Raw genomic sequence first — 18,667 nt, forward strand, 5'->3', positions numbered from 1 at the left:
CTCCCTGACATTGCCGCAACGCTGCGGCGAGGTGGGAGGGAGTCAACCCGCACCCGGCACATGCCGTCAATAAGTAAATCCAACCTCCGGCGGATCCAAACCCTTTCGTTATCTTCCTGAACGCTTACCCGATACCAAACGGGGTAGCTCCAGGTCAGGTTCGAGCGCCCACAGTGTGTCCGGTACGCCCCAGAGCGCCCGATTCGCCCATCTCGCTCATCACCAGGGCAAGCGCTCCCAGAACCTCCGCACGGCCACCGAGCGTGCCCGGAACCACCGACAACTGGCGGGCCGCGCTGGGGATCGCATAGCGGGCCACGGAGTCCCGGATAGGGGAAAGCACCAGCTCACCGGCCTCGGCGAGGTCACCACCGAGGATGATCCGGCGGGGGTTGAGCAGGTTGCAGAGCGTAGCGACGCCGCTGCCGATCTGCCGGCCGGCGTCGGCGATCACCCGGCGGCAGCCCAGATCACCCTGCTGGGCGAGCTGCACGACCTTCGACAAGGTGAGGTCGCCGCCCAGGTTGGCGTTCAAGAGATTGAGCAGGTAGCGAGAACCGACGAAAGTTTCCAGGCAGCCGCGGTTGCCGCAGCGGCAGACCGGCCCGGCCTCGTCCAGCGTGATGTGCCCGATCTCGCCCGCCGTACCGCCCGGACCTCGGTAGATCTGGCCGTTGATGACCAGCCCCGCGCCCACGCCGCTGGCCACCTTGATGTACGCCAGGTCGCTCAGCCCCCGCCCGGCGCCCCAGACCAGCTCGCCCAGCGCGCCCAGGTTGGCGTCGTTGTCCACGTGCACCGGCATGCCCAGCCGGGTCGCCAGCTCGCGGCCGGGCGCGATGCCCGTCCAGCCCGGCAGGATCGCGGTGGAGCCCAGCGCGCCGGTCTCCACGTCGATCGGGCCGGGCACGCCCAGGCCCACGCCGATCACCTTGTCCGGATTGAACCCGGCCTGCTGGAGCAGCCGGTCGACCAGCGCCTCGGCCCGGTCGAAGCCCTGCTGCGCCGAGACGTCCACGTCGATCGGCTCGCTCTCCTCGGCCAGCACCCGGTGTGCGAGGTTGCCGACGGCGACCCGCAGGTGGGTGTGACCGAAGTCGATGCCGACCACGATGCCCGCGTCACCGCTGAGCGAGACGCTGCGGGCCCGGCGGCCGCCGGAGGAGGTGTCGGCCACCACGACGGTGCCGCTCTCCTTGAGCTCCCGGACGATGTTCGACACCGTGGCCGCCGAGAGTCCGGTACTGCGTGCGATCTCCGCCTGTGTGAGCGAGCCGGCCATTCTGACCGCTCGCAGCACTCGTTCGAGATTCGCCCGGTGCAGTGAGGACTGCGATCCCGGTGTGTCCGTCGACATGATTCACCCTCCCAAGGGCGCGGGGACCTGACGTCCCCGCCCTTGCCGCGCCGTTGCGGCGGAGTCCGTTGTGTCAGTGGCCGGGTCACCGGAAGATGTGGATCCCTCAACCAACTGTTCACTTTCAACTTCTGAACTCTAAGCTCAGCCAACCCCTGAACGTCGCGTCAAGGCCGAACAAGGATCGTTGCGAAACCTCCGCCGAGCTCCGGTTCACCGGCGGACGGTGCCCCCGACGGCCCGCCCGTGACCGCCGGAAAACCCGCCCCCCTACGATGGTCCCCAATCTCACCCGCCCCAGCAGCCTCGGGACCACCAGGCGCGGGGCAGGACGCACACACGATCGACGGGGCATCAGATGGCAGGGGACCACCCGAATCCGGGTACAGGCGACACCTCCGGCGGTACGCCGGAACACCGGGGAGTGTCCCTCGGCCGGAGGCCGGACGCCGATCCGGCCGCGCTGGCCGACCAGATGACACAGCTCGGCGGCGCGCCCGTCGCGGCCCCCACCGGGCCCCCCGCGGCGCCCGCCCCGGCCCAGGGCGGCGATTACGCCTATCAGCCGACCGCCGCGGCCTTCCCCGCCCAGAACGCCCCGTACCAGCCCCAGGCGCCGCAGCCGGCCCCCGGCGCGCCGGTCGGCCCGTTCGACCCGTACGCCATGACCCCGCCGCAGCCCTTCCAGGCGCAGCAGACCCCGCCGCCCGCCGCCGGCGGATACGGCTACCCGCCGCAGGCACCCGCGCCCGCGTTCCCGCAGCAGCCCGGCTACAGCTACCCCGGCCCGGCGGCGCCCGCCCCCCGCAAGCGCAACCCGGTGCTGGTGTACGGCGGAGCGGTCTGCCTGCTGCTGGTGGTCGCCATCGTCATCGGCCTGTTCGTCCTGTTCGACGGCAAGGACCCGAAGAACCCCACCGCCGGCGGCCCGGCCGGCACCTACAACGTGGCCTGGGCCGCGCCCAAGGCGCAGGGCTCGCACTCCGCGGGCCTGCTCGGCATCTGGGGCAGCGAGAAGCTGACCGTCCGCGGCGACGAGGGCGGCATCAAGGCGTACACCAACTCCGACGGCAAGGAGGCCTGGTCGCTCGCGCCGCCGGCCGGCACCAAGGAGTTCTGCTCGATGTCCTACGGCCACAACAGCAAGGGCGTGGCCGCGGTCGCCCTCAACACCGGCGACGGCGACTGCTCCACCCTCGGGGCGGTCGACATCACCACCGGCCAGCTGCTCTGGTCCAAGAAGATCGACGCCGAGCGGATCTACGCACCCACGCTCAGCATCACCGACAAGGTCATCGCGGTCGGCGCCGGCTCCGCCCTCGGCGGCTTCGGCGTGGCCGACGGCTCCCCCGTCTGGACGTACCAGCCCCGCGAGAAGAACTGCAGCACCTCCGGGGCCAAGGCCGCCGGCGCCAGCGTCGTACTGACCGACCGCTGCTACGGCAGCACCACCACGACCAAGGCCACCCTCCAGGTGCTGGACGCGGAGACCGGCAGGACCGGCGCCCAGTTCGCGCTGGAGGGCACCAACGAGCGGCTCGGCACGGTGCTCTCCGACAAGCCGCTGGTGCTGGCGATGTCCGGCGGCACCGGCGGCGACTACGTGGTGGGCTTCGACTCCGCCGGCAAGCCGATGGCCAAGGTCCCGGCCAAGGAGGCCGGCAGCGACAGCCTGCGGTTCTCCGACTCCTCGGACGCCTTCACGCTCAACGTGGTGAGCGGCACCACGCTGTACGTCCAGGCCGGCAGCAGCAGCAAGCCGTCGATCGAGGCCTACGACCTGACCGCCGGCAAGAAGCTCTGGGAGCAGAACGGCGGCAGTGAGCAGGGCCTGCGGCTGGTCTCCGGCACCGACAAGGACGGCGCGGTGCGGGCCGTCGCCGCCAACGGGTACAGCAAGCCCGGAAAGCTGGTGACGCTCGGCAAGGCCGACGGCGCCGTCACCGAGCTCGGCCCGGTCGCCAAGCCGAAGTCCGGCACGCTGATCTACAGCATCACCGAGTTCGTGGTCACCGACAACGGCTCGCTGCTGGCCTTCCCGAAGACCAGCAGCGGCGAACCCGTCATCAGGTTCACCAAGGGCTGAGTCAGGAGCCGTCGCGGGGCCGGGCCGGCACGACCGCCCGGCCCGCGACGGCGGGCCCGCCCGGCCCCGGGTATTCCCCCGCTGCGGCCCTCCGGCCATGGGAGGATGCGGAGCATCCCTGCCTGACGAAGGAGTCCTGCGAGTGCCTGGCACAAACCTGACCCGTGAGGAGGCCCGCACCCGGGCCCAGCTCCTCCACGTGGACGCGTACGACATCGAGCTCGACCTGAGCTCGGCCCGCGAAGGAGGCACCTTCCGGTCCACCACCGTGGTCCGGTTCAGCGCCAGCACCCCCGGCGCGTCCAGCTTCATCGACCTGGTGGCGCCCGGCGTCAGCGAGATCGTGCTCAACGGCGAGAGCCTGCCGGTGGAGAACTTCGCCGACAGCCGGATCGCCCTGCCCGCCCTGCGGGCCGAGAACGAGCTTCGCGTGGTCGCCGACTGCGCCTACACCAACACCGGCGAGGGGCTGCACCGTTTCGTCGACCCGGTCGACGGCGAGACCTACCTCTACACCCAGTTCGAGGTCCCGGACGCCCGCCGCGTCTTCGCCTCCTTCGAACAGCCGGACCTCAAGGCCGCGTTCCGGTTCACCGTGACCGCCCCCACCGGCTGGGTCGTCGTCTCCAACTCCCCCACCCCGACCCCGGTCGGCGAAGGCCCCACCCAGGTGTGGGAGTTCGAGCCCACCGGCCGGATCTCCTCGTACATCACCGCGCTGATCGCCGGCCCGTACGTCGGCGTCTTCGACAGTTACGAGAACGGCGCCCAGAAGGTGCCGCTCGGTGTCTACTGCCGGCCGTCACTGCGTGAGTTCCTGGACGCCGACGCCGTCTTCGCCGTCACCAAGCAGGGGTTCGACTACTTCCAGGAGAAGTTCGACTTCGCCTACCCCTTCGCCAAGTACGACCAGCTCTTCGTCCCGGAGTTCAACGCCGGCGCGATGGAGAACGCGGGCGCCGTCACGCTGCGCGACCAGTACGTGTTCCGGTCCAAGGTGACCGACGCCGCGTACGAGTCGCGGGCCGCGACCATCCTGCACGAGCTGGCCCACATGTGGTTCGGCGACCTGGTCACCATGGAGTGGTGGAACGACCTCTGGCTGAACGAGTCGTTCGCGACCTTCGCCGAGGCCGTCTGCCAGGCCGAGGCCCCCGGCTCCAAGTGGCCGCACTCCTGGACCACCTTCGCCAACCAGATGAAGACCTGGGCCTACCGCCAGGACCAGCTCCCCTCCACCCACCCGATCATGGCCGAGATCAACGATCTCGAGGACGTCATGGTCAACTTCGACGGCATCACCTACGCCAAGGGCGCCTCGGTGCTCAAGCAGCTGGTGGCGTACGTCGGACAGGACGCCTTCTTCAAGGGCGTCCAGGCCTACTTCAAGCGCCACGCCTGGGGCAACACCCGCCTCAGCGACCTGCTCGGCGCCCTGGAGGAGACCAGCGGCCGCGACCTCGGCGCCTGGTCCAAGGCCTGGCTGGAGACCGCCGGCATCAACATCCTGCGCCCCGAGCTGACGCTGGCCGCCGACGGCACCATCGAGTCGCTCACCGTCCTGCAGGAGGCCCCCGCGCTGCCCGCCGGCGCCAAGGGCGAGGCCGTGCTGCGCCCGCACCGGATCGCCATCGGCGCCTACGAGCTGCAGGACGGCAGGCTCGTCCGCACCGAGCGGATCGAGCTGGACGTCGACGGGGCCCGCACCGCCGTGCCGCAGCTGGCCGGCCGCCGCAAGCCCGCCGTGCTGCTGCTCAACGACGACGACCTGTCGTACGCCAAGGTCCGCCTGGACGAGGACTCGCTGGCCTTCGTCACCGAGCACCTCGGCGCCTTCGCCGACTCGCTGCCGCGCGCCCTGTGCTGGGCCTCCGCCTGGGACATGACCCGCGACGGCGAGCTGGCCGCCCGCGACTACCTGACGCTGGCCCTCTCCGGCCTGCCCCGGGAGTCCGACATCGGCGTCGTCCAGTCGGTGCACCGCCAGGTCCGCGCCGCGCTGGACGTCTACACCGACCCGGCCTGGCGCGAGCAGGGCCTCGGCCGCTGGGCCGCCGCCGCCGAGGAGCAGCTGCGCGCCGCCGAGCCCGGCAGCGACCACCAGCTGGCCTGGACCCGCGCCCTGGCCGCCGTCGCCCGCACCGACGGGCAGCTCGCGCTGCTCGCCGGCCTGCTGGACGGCTCGGTCGAGCTGAAGGGCCTGGCCGTCGACACCGAGCTGCGCTGGACGCTGCTCGGCCGGCTGGCCGCCGCCGGCCGCGCCGACGACCAGGCCATCGAGGCCGAGCTCGCCCGGGACCGCACGGCCGCCGGCGAGGAGCACGCCGCGACCTGCCGCGCCGCCCGGCCGACCGCCGCCGCCAAGGCGGAGGCCTGGGCCTCGGTCGTCGAGTCGGACAAGCTGACCAACTACATGCAGGACGCGGTCATCGCCGGCTTCGTCGACTCGGACCAGCGCGAGCTGCTCGCGCCCTACACCGCCAAGTACTTCGCGGCGGTCAAGGACGTCTGGGAGAGCCGCAGCCACGAGATCGCGCAGCAGATCGTGGTCGGGCTGTACCCCTCCGTCCAGGTCGAGCAGGCCACCCTGGACGCCACCGACGCCTGGCTGGCCTCGGCCGAACCGGTGCCGGCCCTGCGCCGCCAGGTCGTGGAGGCCCGCGACGGCGTCCAGCGCGCCCTGCGGGCCCAGGCCGCCGACCGGGCGGCGGGCGCCCGGGAGCTGGGGCACTGAGGTACTGAGGTACTGAGGTACTCGTGAGCGGGCCGGTGTCGGAGGTGGTCCACCTCCGGCACCGGCCCGCTCCGGCGTTCCCGGCCCCGAATCCCGCGTTCCCGCACCTCGCTCTGTCGATCCCGTAGGGATTTTCAAAGGAAACGCCCATCTTCCGATGGCACGCTGGCTCGCCAAGGAGGCCAGCCCATGACCACTCCCGCCACCACCCCCCGACCGGCCCGCCGGACGCCCCGGCGCCCGTCGCACCGGCCCCGGCTGCCCGCCGACACCCTCGCCACCACCGTCCTCGCCCTCGTCGGGGCGGGCGCGGCCGCCGTGCTGGCGCTCTGGTGGCAGGACACCCGGTCGATCAGCGGCGCGGACCAGTGGCTGACCGGCGCCGGGCGGATCACCGGCCTGCTGGCCGGCTGCACCGCGCCCGTCCTGATCCTGCTGACGGCCCGGCTCCCGCCGCTGGAACGCGGCCTCGGCGCGGACCGCCTCACCCGCTGGCACGCCGCCGGCGGCCGCTACCTGGTCGGCCTGCTCACCGTCCACGTGCTCACGATCGTCTGGGGCTACGCACTGACCGTGCACCGGAACGTGGCCGGTGAGGCCGTCGACATCGTGCTGCACTACCCGGACATGCTGAAGGCGACCTTCGCCACCCTGCTGATGCTCGGCGTCGGCGCCGTCTCGGCCCGGGCCGCCCGCCGCCGGATCGGCTACGACACCTGGTACCACCTGCACCTGACGACCTACCTGGCGGTCGCCCTCGGCTTCGGCCACCAGCTCACCAACGGCGCCGACCTCGGCCCCGGGCCCGCCCGGGCCTGCTGGTACGCGCTGTACCTGGGCACCGCCGCCGCGGTCGGCTGGTACCGGCTGGCCGTCCCCGCCCTGCGCGACCGGCGGCACCGGCTGCGGGTCGCCGAAGTGCGGCCCGAGGCGCCCGGGGTCGTCTCGGTCTTCGTCACCGGGCGCCGGCTGCCGGAGCTGCGGGCCGAGGCCGGCCAGTTCTTCCGGCTGCAGTTCCAGGCGCCCGGCCTGCGCTGGACGGCCAACCCGTACTCGCTGTCCGCGCCGCCGCACCCCGACTTCCTGCGCTTCACCGTGAAGGACCTCGGCCGTCACAGCGCCGCCGTGGCGGCCCTGCGCCCCGGCACCGCCGTCCGCGCCGAGGGCCCGTACGGCGCGCTCACCGCCCACCGGGTCCGCGACCGGGGCCGGCCGGTGCTGCTGCTCGCGGCCGGGGTGGGGATCACGCCGCTGCGGGCGCTGTTCGAGAGCCTGCCCGCGCCGCGCGGCGCACTGACCCTGGTCTACCGGGCGAGCAGCGCGGCGGACGTGCTGTTCCGGGCGGAGCTGGCCACGGTCGCGGCCGCGCGCGGCGCCCGGGTGCACTACCTGCTCGGCCCGCGCGCGGAGGTCGGGGACACCGGCGCCGCGCTCGCCCGGCTGGTGCCGGGGCTGGCCCGGCACGAGGTGTTCCTCTGCGGACCGGACGCGTTGGCCGAGGCCACCGTCCGGGCGCTGCGGGCGGCCGGCGTGCCGCGCGGGCGCATCCACCACGAGTCGTTCAGCTTGTGAAGTCCGGCTCGCCCCCCCCGGGGGGGCCGGCCGCCTACCCATCTGCCATCAGCACCACCGCCTACAGATCCTCATCGGGAGTCACCGTGCGCAGAGCCGTCGTCGCCAGCAGCGCCACCGTGGCCGGCATAGTCCTGCTGCTCTCGCTCAAGCCGCACGAGGCGGCCACCACCCCGGCCGCCATCGGCACGGACACCGGTACGGGGGCGGGGGCCGGCACCGGTACGGGGTCCGGCACCGGTGCCGAGGCCGATGCCGCGAGCCCGTCCGCCGGGACGGGCGCCGCCGCCGGGACCGTCCGGACGGTCACCGGGACCGCCGCCAACACCCGGTTCGGCCCGGTCCAGGTCAAGGTCACCCTGGACGGCACGAAGATCACCAAGGTGGAGGCGATCCAGTACCCCACGCAGGACCGGCGCGACCAGGAGATCAACAGCTACGCGGTGCCCCTGCTCGACCAGGAGGCCGTCGACGCGCAGAGCGCCGACATCGACGTCGTCTCCGGCGCCACCTTCACCAGCCAGGGCTACACCACCTCGCTGCAGAGCGCCCTCGACCAGGCGGCCGGCCGATGACCGCCCCCGCCTCGCCGAGCGCCCTGCCCGCCACGTCGCTCCGCGTCGTACCGTCCACCACGTCGTTCCGTGTCGTGCGGCCCACCGCCGGGCCCGGCGCCCCGCTGCGGCACGCCGAGCACGTGATGGGCACCGTGTTCTCGTTCACCGTCCGCGACGCGGGACAGGGCGCCCGGCGGGCCGGCATCGAGGCCGCCCTGCGGCGGGCCGTGGACCGGCTGCACCGGATCGACCAGGTCTTCTCCCCGTACTGGCGGGACAGCCAGGTCAGCCGGCTGGCCCGGGCCGAGACCACCCTCGCCGGCTGCGACCCGGAGCTCGCCGAGGTGCTCGACCGCTGCCGGGAGGTCGCCGGCGAGACCGACGGCTGGTTCACCGCCCACCCCGGCGGGCAGCTGGACCCTAGCGGCTGGGTGAAGGGCTGGGCCGTGGAGGAGGCCGCCGGGCTGCTCCGCGCGGCGGGGGCGACGGACCTCAGCGTCTCCGGCGGCGGGGACGTCCAGTGCGTCGGCGGCCCGTGGCGGGTCGGGATCGCCCACCCGACCAGGCCCGGCGCCCTCACCGCGGTGGTGGCGGGCCACGACCTGGCGGTCGCCACCTCCGGCACGGCCGAGCGCGGCCCGCACATCCTGGACCCGCACAGCGGCCGGCCGGCCACCGGCCTGCTGTCGCTCACTTTGGTCGGCCGGGGACTGGCCCGCACCGACGCCTGGGCCACGGCGGCCTTCGCGATGGGCCCCCGGCGCGGCCTGGCCTGGGCCGAGGCGCGCGCCGGCGTCGAGGCGCTGGCGATCCTGCCGGACGGCCGCAAGCGCTGGACGAGCGGCTTCCCCGCCCTGGTCGCGCCGGGCGTCCCGCTCGGGCGGGCCTGACCCCGGAGCCGCGCCGGCCCGATCCGCCCCGGCCCGACATACGACTGCCCCGCCGGCCACGGTGGGCGGGCGGGGCAGTCGTACGGCGTGACGGGCGGGAGGCGCTACTTCTTCTTGTCCTTGCCGACCACCGACGGCAGCATGACCAGACCGGCGATCACCAGGAACAGCACGATCGGGAGTGCCACGTACAGGCCGAGGGTCTGGGCAACACTCAGACCTGCGCCCGGGTCGTCGCCGTCGTCCCGGGTCAGGGCCATGGCGGGCGACGACATCAGCATCATCAGCGTGGCCGCTGCGGAGACCGCACCGGCGCGCAAAGCGTTCCTCTTGTCCACGTTTCCACCGTACCGGCCCCTTACCCGGGGCCGCGCGCCGGGGTCAGCCTTCCGGGCCGACGGCCTTCGCGTCGTTCGCCCCCTCGGCCTGCCTGACGTTCTTGGCCTCGGCCGTACCGTCCTGGCGGTTCAGCTCGGCCAACACCGCGGCGAGGGTGGCGGTGCCCGGTGCGGCGGCCAGCCGGTCCAGGGTGAGCGGCCGCCCGGCCGCGTCCGCCACCGGAAGCCGCCAGTTGGGGTACTGGTCCCAGGTGCCGGGCAGGTTCTGCGGGCGCGGGTCGCCGACGGTGTCGGGCAGCCAGACGCCCACCAGCTCGGCCGGCGTCTCCAGCAGGAACCGGTGCAGCGCCTGCGGGTCCAGCGGCTCGCCCTTCGCCAGCAGGCCCAGCCGGGTCAGTTCGGCCCGCCAGTCGGCCAGTTCGGCCGCCGCCTCGGCCTGCTCCTCGCCCAGCGCGCGGGCCAGCAGCCCCAGCCGGTGGCGCAGCTCCACATGCTCGCCGGAGAGCCGGGCCGCGGTGCTCGGCAGGTCGTGGGTGGTCAGGGTGGCCAGGCAGTCGGCGCGCCAGCGGGCGGGCGGCAGGATCTCGCCCTTCGCCTGCCAGTCCCGCTCGAACCACAGCACGGAGGTGCCGAGGATCCCGCGCGCCGCCAACACCTCGCGCACGCCCGGCTCGACCGTCCCCAGGTCCTCACCGATCACCGCCGTCCCGGCCCGGTGCGCCTCCAGGGCCAGCACGCCCAGCATCGCCTCCGCGTCGTAGCGCACGTACGCGCCCTCGGTCGGACGGTGGCCCTCCGGCACCCACCAGAGCCGGAACAGCCCCATCACATGGTCGATCCGCAGCGCGCCCGCGTGCCGGGCGGCCGAGCGCAGCAGCTCCGCGTACGGGGCGTAGCCGGCGGCGGCCAGCGCGTCCGGGCGCCAGGGCGGCAGGCCCCAGTCCTGACCGTGGGCGTTGAAGGCGTCCGGCGGGGCGCCGGTGGAGATGCCGGTGGCCAGCACGTCCTGCAGCGCCCAGGCGTCCGCGCCGTTCGGGTGCACGCCGACGGCCAGGTCATGGATCAGTCCGACCGTCATACCGGCCCGCTCGGCGGCCTGCTGGGCCTGCCCGAGCTGCTCGTCCACCTGCCAGGCCAGCCAGCGGTGGAACTCCACCCGGGCGGCCAGCTCGCCGCTCGCCAGCGTGACGTGCGGGCTGTCGGGGCGGCGCAGGCCCTTCGGCCAGGCGTGCCAGTCACTGCCGTGCGCCTCGGCGAGCGCCGACCAGACGGCGTACTTCTCCAGCCACGCGCCCTCCCGCAGGACGTACGCCCGGTACGCGGCCTCGCGCCCCACCCCGCGCGGAGCCTGGTGCAGCAGCTCCAGCGCCTCGCACTTGAGCGTCCAGACCGCGTCCCGGTCGATCAGCCCGTCGTGCTCCAACACCTCCGCCCGCAGCAGACCGGCCCGGCGCGCCAGGTCCTCCACCCGGCCGCGCTGCCCCGGCCGCAGGTAGGCGTACTCGGGGACGGCCTCCACCCGCAGATGCACCGGATCGGCGAACCGCCGCGAGGACGGCCGGTACGGCGACGGGTCGGAGGGCACCCCCGGCAGCGCCGCGTGCAGCGGGTTGATCTGCACGAACCCGGCGCCCAGCCCGGCGCCCGCCCACTGCGTCAGCTCGGCGAGATCCCCCAGGTCGCCCATCCCCCAGGATCGGTCCGACAGCACCGAGTACAGCTGCGCCAGGAAGCCCCAACTGCGGCCCCGCAGCCCGTCCAGCCGCTCCGGCGCGACGATCAGCGCCGCCTCGGCCCGCCGCTCGCCCACCACGGCCAGCAGGCGGTGCCGGCCGAGCGGCAGGTGCGCCGGCAGCCAGTGCGAGCGCGCGGCAGGCAGCGTCCACTCGCCGCCGTCCTCCAGCTCGATGCTCACCCGGGCGTCGGCCGGCACGTCCAGCGCCGTCCGCCGCCCGGCCCGCACCACCACGCTCGGCGGCAGCAACCGGGCCTTGACCTGCGCCAGATGACGCTCCATCGACTCCCGGACACCCTCCGGCGTCCCCGCCTCCACCCCCAGCGCGGCGAGCACCGCCACCAGCGTCCGCGCCCCCACCGGCACCGGCCCGCTGCCCGGGTCGTACGTACTGTCCACGCCGTGCGCGTGCGCCAGCGCCACCAACTCCGGCGGAGGCGGCGGGGCATCCTGCGCCGGCACCTGCCGGCTGCCTGTTTCGTCACGGTCGAGGTATGCGGCCACTCGCGGCTCCTGCGGGTCTCGGCGACGCCCGTACGGGACAGCACAAGTCCTACCCGCGCGGGGGTCGGCCGACCCGGCACGACACGACGGGGTGCGGGCGGGTGCGGCGGGACGGGTGACGGGGGCGGCGCACTCGCCCCACGGGTCAGGCAGTACCTGACTGGGCGCTTCGTGCTCTGCCGGCAGGCGACACCCTTGGGCGGGAGGCCGAGGCGGCGGCCCTCGGTCGTGACCTCGTCGCCCCGGCCGCCGCAGTCGTGCTGCCGGGTGGCGGACATGGCGTCGGGCCGCCCGCCTCGACCTGGAGCGGCCCGGTGCATCACATGATCAACTCGTTGGTTCGTCGTGAAGCCGCAGGCCACCGCAGACCACGAATCCGCTGTGGGTCCCGTCCGAGACCCGGTAGGTCCGGTAGTTGTGACGGAGATGCTCGGGGACCTCGACGAAACCCGCCGCCTCGTCGGGACCCTCGGCCTCGGACACCACCAGTGGGCGGTAGTCGTGCCTGATCTTCATGGCCAGGACGTTCATGAAGACCATGTCGAGCACCTTCGGCGTCGCATCGCGGGCCTCGCTGCGCAGGACGAGTGTCCGATGGGACACCCGGTATCGCCACGGTCGGAAATGCCGATCGATGTGGAGCAGAAGTGTCACCGGTCGGTATTCGTCGGTTGATTCCATCACTGCCTCACCATGTGGGGGGTCTACTCTCTCGCCGTTCAGCCACCAGGTGACTCGGCGCCGGACCGACTTCGGCGTGGCCCTGATCATGGCCCGCTCCCAGCCGGTGAACTCACCGTCAGGAGAGGCTAGGCCCTCGCTCGCCCTGGCCCACCCGGCGGTTGTCGCCAACGGGAAGCCCCTCCGTGCCAATGGTCCGACGCACGGCGCCCGGGGAAGGGGGCTCGCCGCCGGACCGCACCCGGCGACCCGCCCCTTTCGACGAACAGGCACACCGTCACCCCTGCCGGCAGCGATGGTCGGGCGGACCGCATGGTCAGCTCCGTCCGCGCGGGGGCTGACCATGGCGGGCGGCCCAGGAACCGTCGACGGCATCAGCGGCCCGTCAACCGTCGGCCGCAGCGCTCCAGGTCGCTGTGAGCCCGATTCGCGCCGCGCAGGACGTCCCGCCGCGTCCGAGTTCGCCTCGGTCACCTGTACGGCCACGGCCCGGCGTGCGCGAAGCAGCCGGCGATGCCGTCACACCTCGGAGACCGCCTCGTCGAACGCGCCCGACAACACGTGACGGTGACGCCGCTCCTGGGTCTTCCGTCGCCCTTGGACATCGTCAACAGGACTGGGTCGACCGACGTCGGTGAGCCTCGGCGCGGCTGTACTCGAAGCCCTGCGCCGACACCGACGTGGCCTGCCCCGACCGGACGGATCCGTTCGCTCGGGCGCACCGCCCACGAACGGATTAACCAGCACAAAGCGGATATACACGCCGCCGACGTTGACACCGCCTGTCTCAGCTGGTGGGCTTTGGCCGCGACAGGGATCGCGGGCGGCGGGGCGCGCCGCCCCGGTCGGTCGCGGAATGTCGATCACTCCGTGCGTCCGGCCCGTTGACCTGGGTACTCATCGCGAGGAGGCTCCTGTGCAGTCACGTGTGTCCGTCGTCGCCGGTCGCAGGCTGAGGCAGCAGCTGGAGCAGAGCGCCGCCCTGCGGGACGTGTTGCAGCACCCGGCCGCGCTGGCGGCCCGGCGGGCGACCGCGCGGACGGCGCGGCAGTTGGCGCCGCGGGCGGCGGACCGGCTGATAGCGGACATCAAGGGGACGGAGCCGTTGCTGGCGTCCGTCCGGGCCGAGCGGGCGGCGATCGTGGGCGGGGTGCGGATCCCCTCGCCGCGGCGGCGGACGCTGCAGGTCGCGGCGACGCTGTCGGCGGCCGCGGTGGTCGGCGGGCTGCTGGTGAGCGCCCCGTCCTCGTACGCGGCGCCGACGGCGTACGCGGCGGCGGCCGACGTGGTCGGCGGGGAGGCGCAGACGCCGCTGGGGAGCCTGGCGAATCCGCAGGTGTTCCCTCGTCCGCAGCAGCAGGCGGTGGCGGGGCTGCCGGTGACGGTGCCGGCCGAGGTGACGCTGGTGCTGGCGCCGAAGGCGGACAACGCCGCGGTGGACGCGGTGCGTGAGGTGCTGTCGATCGCCGGGGCGAGCACCCTGACGCCGCAGCCGGATTCGCCGCAGCCGGCGGCCGGTTCGCTGGTGGTGTACGTGGGCGGTCCGGCGGAGGGCGCCGATCCGGTGGTGGACCGGGTGCTGCGCGAGCTGTCAGCAGCCGCGGGCAACAAGGACAGTGCCGTGCCGTCGCCGGCCGGACTGCCGGCCGGCGGTTACGTGCTGTCGGCGGGTCAGCTGGCCGCGCAGGGCGGCGGGACGTACGGCGCGGTGGTGCTGGCAGGCGTGGACGCCACCGGCACGTACTACGCGGCGCAGAGCCTGCGGCAGCTGCTGGCGGCCGTCCCCGCGGGTCAGGGGCAGGCTCCGGCGCCGGGCGGCCAGGCCGTCCCGCAGCCGGCCGCGACGAACGCCGGCACCCTGGGCCTGCCCGGGATCTCGCTGCGCGACTGGCCGGGCGGCGCGCCGGTGCGCGGCACCGCCGAGGCCTTCTACGGCCGGCCGTGGACCCAGCAGGAGCGGCTGGACCAGCTGGACTTCCTCGGCCGCTCCAAGCAGAACTTCTACCTCTACGCCCCCGGCGACGACCCGTACCGCCTGGCCCGCTGGCGGGACGCCTACCCGGCCGCGCAGGCCGGGGAGCTGGCGGCGCTGGCCTCCGAGGCTCGCCGCAACCACATCACACTGGGCTACGCGATCGACCCCGGGCAGTCGTTCTGCTACAGCTCCGGCAAGGACGTGGACGCGCTGGTGGCCAAGCTGGACGGGCTGCGCCGGATCGGTTTCGGCTCCTTCCAGCTGCAGTTCCTGGACGTCAGCTACGACGAGTGGCACTGCGGCGGGGACAAGCGCGCGTACGGCTCCGGGCCGGCCGCGGCCGCCAAGGCGCAGGCCGAGCTGGTCGGCAAGGTGCAGCAGCGGCTGATCGCGAAGTACCCGGGTCTGGCGCCGCTGTCCGTGGTGCCGACCGAGTACCACCAGCAGGGCTCCACGCCGTACCGCAAGGCCTTGGCGGCGGCGCTGCCCGAGGGGGTGCAGATCGCCTGGAGCGGGGTCGGGGTGATCCCCGAGAAGATCACCGGCGCTCAGGCCTCCGACACCGGCGCGCTGTACGGACACCCGCTGGTCACCCTGGACAACTACCCGGTCAACGACTCCAGCCCGGACCGCCTCTACCTGGGCGCCTACACCGGCCGGGACCCGGAGGTCGCGGCCCGCTCGGCCGCGCTGCTGACCGGCGCGATGCAGCAGCCGGTGGCCTCCCGGATCGCGCTCGCCACGGCGGGCGACTTCGCCTGGAACCCGGCCGGCTACCAGCCGGACGAGTCCTGGAAGGCCGCCGTGCGCTCGCTGGCCGGCCCCGCCGCGGGCCCGTCCGCCGGGCCGGCCTCGGTGCTGGGCGCGGTCACCGCGCTGGCCGGCAACAGCTCGTCCTCCCCGCTGGCCAAGCAGGAGTCCGGTTACCTGGCGCCGCTGCTGGAGCGGTTCTGGTCCGCCCTGGAGCCCGCCTCCGGCAACGCCCCCGACCAGGCGAAGCTGCTGGACGCGGCGGCCCCGCTGCGGGAGGCCTTCGGGGCGATGGCGGCGGCCCCGCAGACCCTGGCGGGCGACCGGGCGACGGCCGCGCTGGCCGCCGAGGCCGGCCCGTGGCTGGCCCCGCTGCGGGCGTACGGGCTGGCCGGGCAGTCGGCGATCGACATGCTGCTGGCGCAGCGCGGCGGTGACGGCACGGCGGCCTGGAAGGCCCGGGTGGAGCTCGGCCGGCTGCGCGACCAGGCCGGCCAGAGCCCGGCGACCGTCGGCGCGGGCGTGCTGGGCCCCTTCCTGGAGCATGCGGTGCGGGTGGCGGACACCTGGGCCGGGGTGGCGGGCGGCAGCGTGACGCCGACCAGCACCCTGGGCGCGGCGAACGAGCACCCGCCGGCGCTGATGGCGGACGGGGAGGCCGGCACCTTCTACTGGAGTTCCGCGCCGCCGCAGCCCGGCGACTCGGTGGGGATATCGCTCGGCGACGGGCGCCCGGTCGGCAGTGTGACCGTGCTGATGGGCTCCTGGGGCAACGGCCCGGACGCCGCGACCGCGGTGGACGACTACATCCGCGACGGGGTGCTGGAGTACTCCACCGGCGAGGGCGGCTGGAAGCAGCTGGCCCAGGTCAGCCGGCAGAAGAGCGTCACGGCGCCGGTGCCGGCCGGCGAGGTGGTGCGGGCGGTACGGCTGCGGGCCACCGCGGCGCAGAAGACGGCCGTCGCGATCCGCGAGTTCAGTGTCACGGCGCCGGGCGAGGTTCCGACGAGCGTGTCGGGCGGCCCGGCGGCGACGCCCGGTTTCTCGGCCGCGGCCGTGCTGGACAACAACCCGGACACCGCCTACCGGGCGGCCACCGCGCCGACCGCCGCCGACGAGCCGCTGACCGTCGAGCTGGGCGCCGACCGTCCGCTGGACCGGCTGACCGTGCTGACCGACCCGAGCGTGCGGGCCACCGCGACCGTGCAGGTGCGCCGTGCGGACGGCAGCTGGGCGGAGATCGGCACCGTCCGGCCCGGCTACAACGAGCTGCCGGCCGGCGGCCTGCCCGCGGGCGCGGTCCGGCTGACCTGGCAGCCCGGCGGGGAGCCGCCGGTCGTCAACCAGGTGATCCCCTGGTACGCCGACACGCCGGCCGCGCGGCTGAGCCTGTCGGACACCGCGGTGGACGTGGTGACCGGCGCGGCCTCGCCCGCGCAGACGAGGGCGTTCGTCGAGGCCGGCCGGCCGGAGGGGGTGTCCGGTGAGCTGCGCACGGAGGTGCCGCCGATCGCCAAGGGGCTGACGGTCACTCCGGTGGCCGCCGTGACGGTGCCGCGCGGCGGCCGGGTCGGGACCCCGCTGCTGATCACGGCGACCCCGGAGACGCCTTCGGGGACGTACCAGGTGCCGGTGGTGTTCACGGCGGGCACGGCCGGCGTGCGGCAGGTGCTGCAGGTGCACGTGGTGCCGCCGACCGGTGGCGCCGACCTGGCGCCGACCGCGACCGCGACGTCCTCGGGCGACGAGACGCCGGCCTTCCCGGCCTCGGCGGTGGCCGACGGTGACCCGAAGAGCCGCTGGTCCTCGCCCGCCTCGGACAGCGCCTGGGTGCAGCTCAAGCTGCCGCAGGCGGTCCACCTGGGCGCGGTGGTGCTGCACTGGCAGGCCGCGTACGCCGCCTCGTACAAGGTGCAGACCTCGGCGGACGGGGTGACCTGGACGACGGTGGCCTCGGTGGACGACGGCGGGGGCGGCACCGAGACGGTCCGCTTCGACGCGCCGGGCGCGGTGTACCTGCGGGTGCAGGGCGTGTCGCGGGCCACCAAGTACGGGTACTCGCTCTGGGGCATCGAGACGTACGCGGTCACGCCGGCCGCGCCGCCGGTGGTGCCTCCCGCGCAGCCGAGCGCTCCGGCCACGCCTCCCGCGGCTCCCCCGGCGCAGCCGCACTGACGCGCGCCGTCCGTCCCCGGACGGACGGCGGGCCGCCGGCGCTCCCGCTCGGGGTGCGCCGGCGGCCCATGAGGCGTACCGGGATATGACGGGGCAGGCCCTTTGTGGAGCGGGGTCAGGCGGAGAGCGGTTCGGGCTGCTCGCCGCGGCGGCCCGGCGCGGGGCGCGTGGGGGCGCCGTGCACCGGGAGGGGGTGGGCGGCGTGCGCCCGGCCGAGCGGTACCGGGTGGGCCCCGGCGAACTCGGTATGGTCGTGGTGCTCGTACTCCCGGAACTGGTCGTTCGCCCCGTACGGCTCCAGGTAGGGCCGCCAGCGCGGGTCCTTGATCCCGGTGCCGATGATGCGCCAGGCCAGGCCGCTGGGCGGGGCGGGCTGGCGCTTCATCCGCCAGCCGAGTTCGGTGAGGTGCCGGTCGGCTTTGGTGTGGTTGCAGCGGCGGCAGGCCGCCACGACGTTGTCCCACCGGTGCTGGCCGCCCCGGCTGCGCGGGATGACGTGGTCGACGCTGGTCGCGGCGGCCCCGCAGTAGACGCAGCGCCCGTGGTCACGGGCGAACAGAGCGCGGCGGGTGAGCGGGACGGGCCCGCAGAAGGGGACCCGGACGAAGCGGGTCAGTCGGACGACGGACGGCGCCGGAAGGGCGCTGGTGGCGCTGTGCAGAGTGACTCCCGAGTCCTCCAGGCTGACCGCCTTGTGGTTGAGGACCAGGATGAGTGCGCGGCGCATCGATACGACGCCGAGTGGCTCGTAGGACGCGTTGAGGACCAGGACATGCGGCACGGATGCCTCCTTGGACGCCTGCGGCGCGTGGCTCGCGCCGGGACGAGCGGTTCGACCACGCAGCGGGTGCGTGATCTCCCCCAGTGTCGCCTTACGTGTTCGCGCGGCGCCACCACTCCTGTGTAACGGACCTGACGTGAATTCCGGATGTGTCTTCCGTCATACCCGGTATGCCCAGGTCGCGGCCCGGTTGCACCCGACGCGCCGGGGCGTCCTCGGCGCGTCGTCACCCGCCCGCCCCTCGGCGGTCACCGTCCGCCGTCACCCGGCGTCGGCCGGGCCCCGGCCGGTCGGGGCGGCCCTGACTGCCTGTCCGGGACGGCACCGGGCGGCCGCTAGGCTGGTCCGGACGGCCTTCGGGCCCGGGAGCGGCGCCGCACCGGGGTCCCGGCGGCCCTCCACCGCTCCCTGCAGGAAGGCCCCGCACGTGTCCTGGTCCGGTGTCACCGGTCTCCTCGCCGACGCGTCCCCGACGACGGCTCCCACGGCTCCCGCGACCGGTCCGAGCCAGCCGCCGTCCGGCCTGCCCGGG

General features: G+C 74.3%; 10 protein-coding genes and 1 pseudogene. 6 read left to right on the forward strand and 5 right to left on the reverse strand.

What is annotated here, in order from left to right:
- Positions 1–154 precede the first annotated feature (154 nt).
- Positions 155–1,357, reverse strand: coding sequence for an ROK family transcriptional regulator (locus OG689_RS13945; RefSeq protein ID WP_266320516.1), 1,203 nt, complete (start codon positions 1,355–1,357; stop codon positions 155–157).
- Positions 1,358–1,781: 424 nt separating this feature from the next.
- Here OG689_RS13945 and OG689_RS13950 point away from each other — a divergent pair, with 424 nt between their 5' ends.
- From OG689_RS13950 to OG689_RS13970, 5 genes are all read left to right on the forward strand, one after another.
- Positions 1,782–3,443, forward strand: a complete 1,662-nt coding sequence (locus OG689_RS13950; protein ID WP_266320518.1) for a PQQ-binding-like beta-propeller repeat protein — start codon at positions 1,782–1,784, stop codon at positions 3,441–3,443.
- A gap of 142 nt (positions 3,444–3,585) precedes the next feature.
- Positions 3,586–6,177 (forward strand): aminopeptidase N, encoded by a 2,592-nt coding sequence (gene pepN / locus OG689_RS13955; RefSeq protein WP_266320519.1) that lies wholly within the window; start codon positions 3,586–3,588, stop codon positions 6,175–6,177.
- Positions 6,178–6,366: 189 nt separating this feature from the next.
- Positions 6,367–7,749, forward strand: a complete 1,383-nt coding sequence (locus OG689_RS13960) for a ferredoxin reductase family protein (protein ID WP_266320521.1) — start codon at positions 6,367–6,369, stop codon at positions 7,747–7,749.
- A gap of 86 nt (positions 7,750–7,835) precedes the next feature.
- Positions 7,836–8,324 (forward strand): FMN-binding protein, encoded by a 489-nt coding sequence (locus tag OG689_RS13965; RefSeq protein ID WP_266320522.1) that lies wholly within the window; start codon positions 7,836–7,838, stop codon positions 8,322–8,324.
- A 125-nt stretch (positions 8,325–8,449) separates the two neighbouring features.
- Positions 8,450–9,196, forward strand: coding sequence for an FAD:protein FMN transferase (locus tag OG689_RS13970; RefSeq protein WP_266327109.1), 747 nt, complete (start codon positions 8,450–8,452; stop codon positions 9,194–9,196).
- 104 nt (positions 9,197–9,300) lie between these two features.
- Here the strand turns inward: OG689_RS13970 and OG689_RS13975 are convergent, their stop codons facing one another.
- The 3 genes from OG689_RS13975 to OG689_RS13985 all read right to left on the reverse strand — a co-directional run bounded on the left by OG689_RS13975 (position 9,301) and on the right by OG689_RS13985 (position 12,376).
- On the reverse strand, positions 9,301–9,534 hold the full coding sequence (locus OG689_RS13975; protein ID WP_266320523.1) for a hypothetical protein: 234 nt from the start codon (positions 9,532–9,534) through the stop codon (positions 9,301–9,303).
- A gap of 43 nt (positions 9,535–9,577) precedes the next feature.
- The gene (gene malQ, locus OG689_RS13980) at positions 9,578–11,731 is read right to left on the reverse strand and encodes a 4-alpha-glucanotransferase (protein ID WP_266327111.1); all 2,154 of its coding nucleotides are present in this window, start codon (positions 11,729–11,731) and stop codon (positions 9,578–9,580) included.
- Between the two features lie 369 nt (positions 11,732–12,100).
- Complete coding sequence (locus tag OG689_RS13985) at positions 12,101–12,376, reverse strand: hypothetical protein (protein WP_266320525.1); 276 nt, start codon at positions 12,374–12,376, stop codon at positions 12,101–12,103.
- Positions 12,377–13,370: 994 nt separating this feature from the next.
- On the opposite strand from OG689_RS13985, the gene OG689_RS13990 reads away from it, so the two are divergent.
- Complete coding sequence (locus tag OG689_RS13990; RefSeq protein ID WP_266320527.1) at positions 13,371–17,354, forward strand: beta-N-acetylglucosaminidase domain-containing protein; 3,984 nt, start codon at positions 13,371–13,373, stop codon at positions 17,352–17,354.
- A 277-nt stretch (positions 17,355–17,631) separates the two neighbouring features.
- Here the strand turns inward: OG689_RS13990 and OG689_RS13995 are convergent.
- A pseudogene (locus tag OG689_RS13995) lies at positions 17,632–18,135 on the reverse strand (HNH endonuclease); the annotation flags it as partial.
- Positions 18,136–18,667: the final 532 nt, after the last annotated feature.

This window comes from Kitasatospora sp. NBC_00240, assembly GCF_026342405.1.
In the GTDB taxonomy this organism is placed as follows: Bacteria; Actinomycetota; Actinomycetes; order Streptomycetales; family Streptomycetaceae; genus Kitasatospora.

Excerpts from the sequence above, each read along its gene's own strand:
- OG689_RS13960 (WP_266320521.1), top strand. The coding sequence starts at position 6,367 with ATGACCACTCCCGCCACCACCCCCCGACCGGCCCGCCGGACGCCCCGG.
- OG689_RS13945 (WP_266320516.1), bottom strand. The coding sequence starts at position 1,357 with ATGTCGACGGACACACCGGGATCGCAGTCCTCACTGCACCGGGCGAAT.
- OG689_RS13970 (WP_266327109.1), top strand. The coding sequence starts at position 8,450 with ATGGGCACCGTGTTCTCGTTCACCGTCCGCGACGCGGGACAGGGCGCC.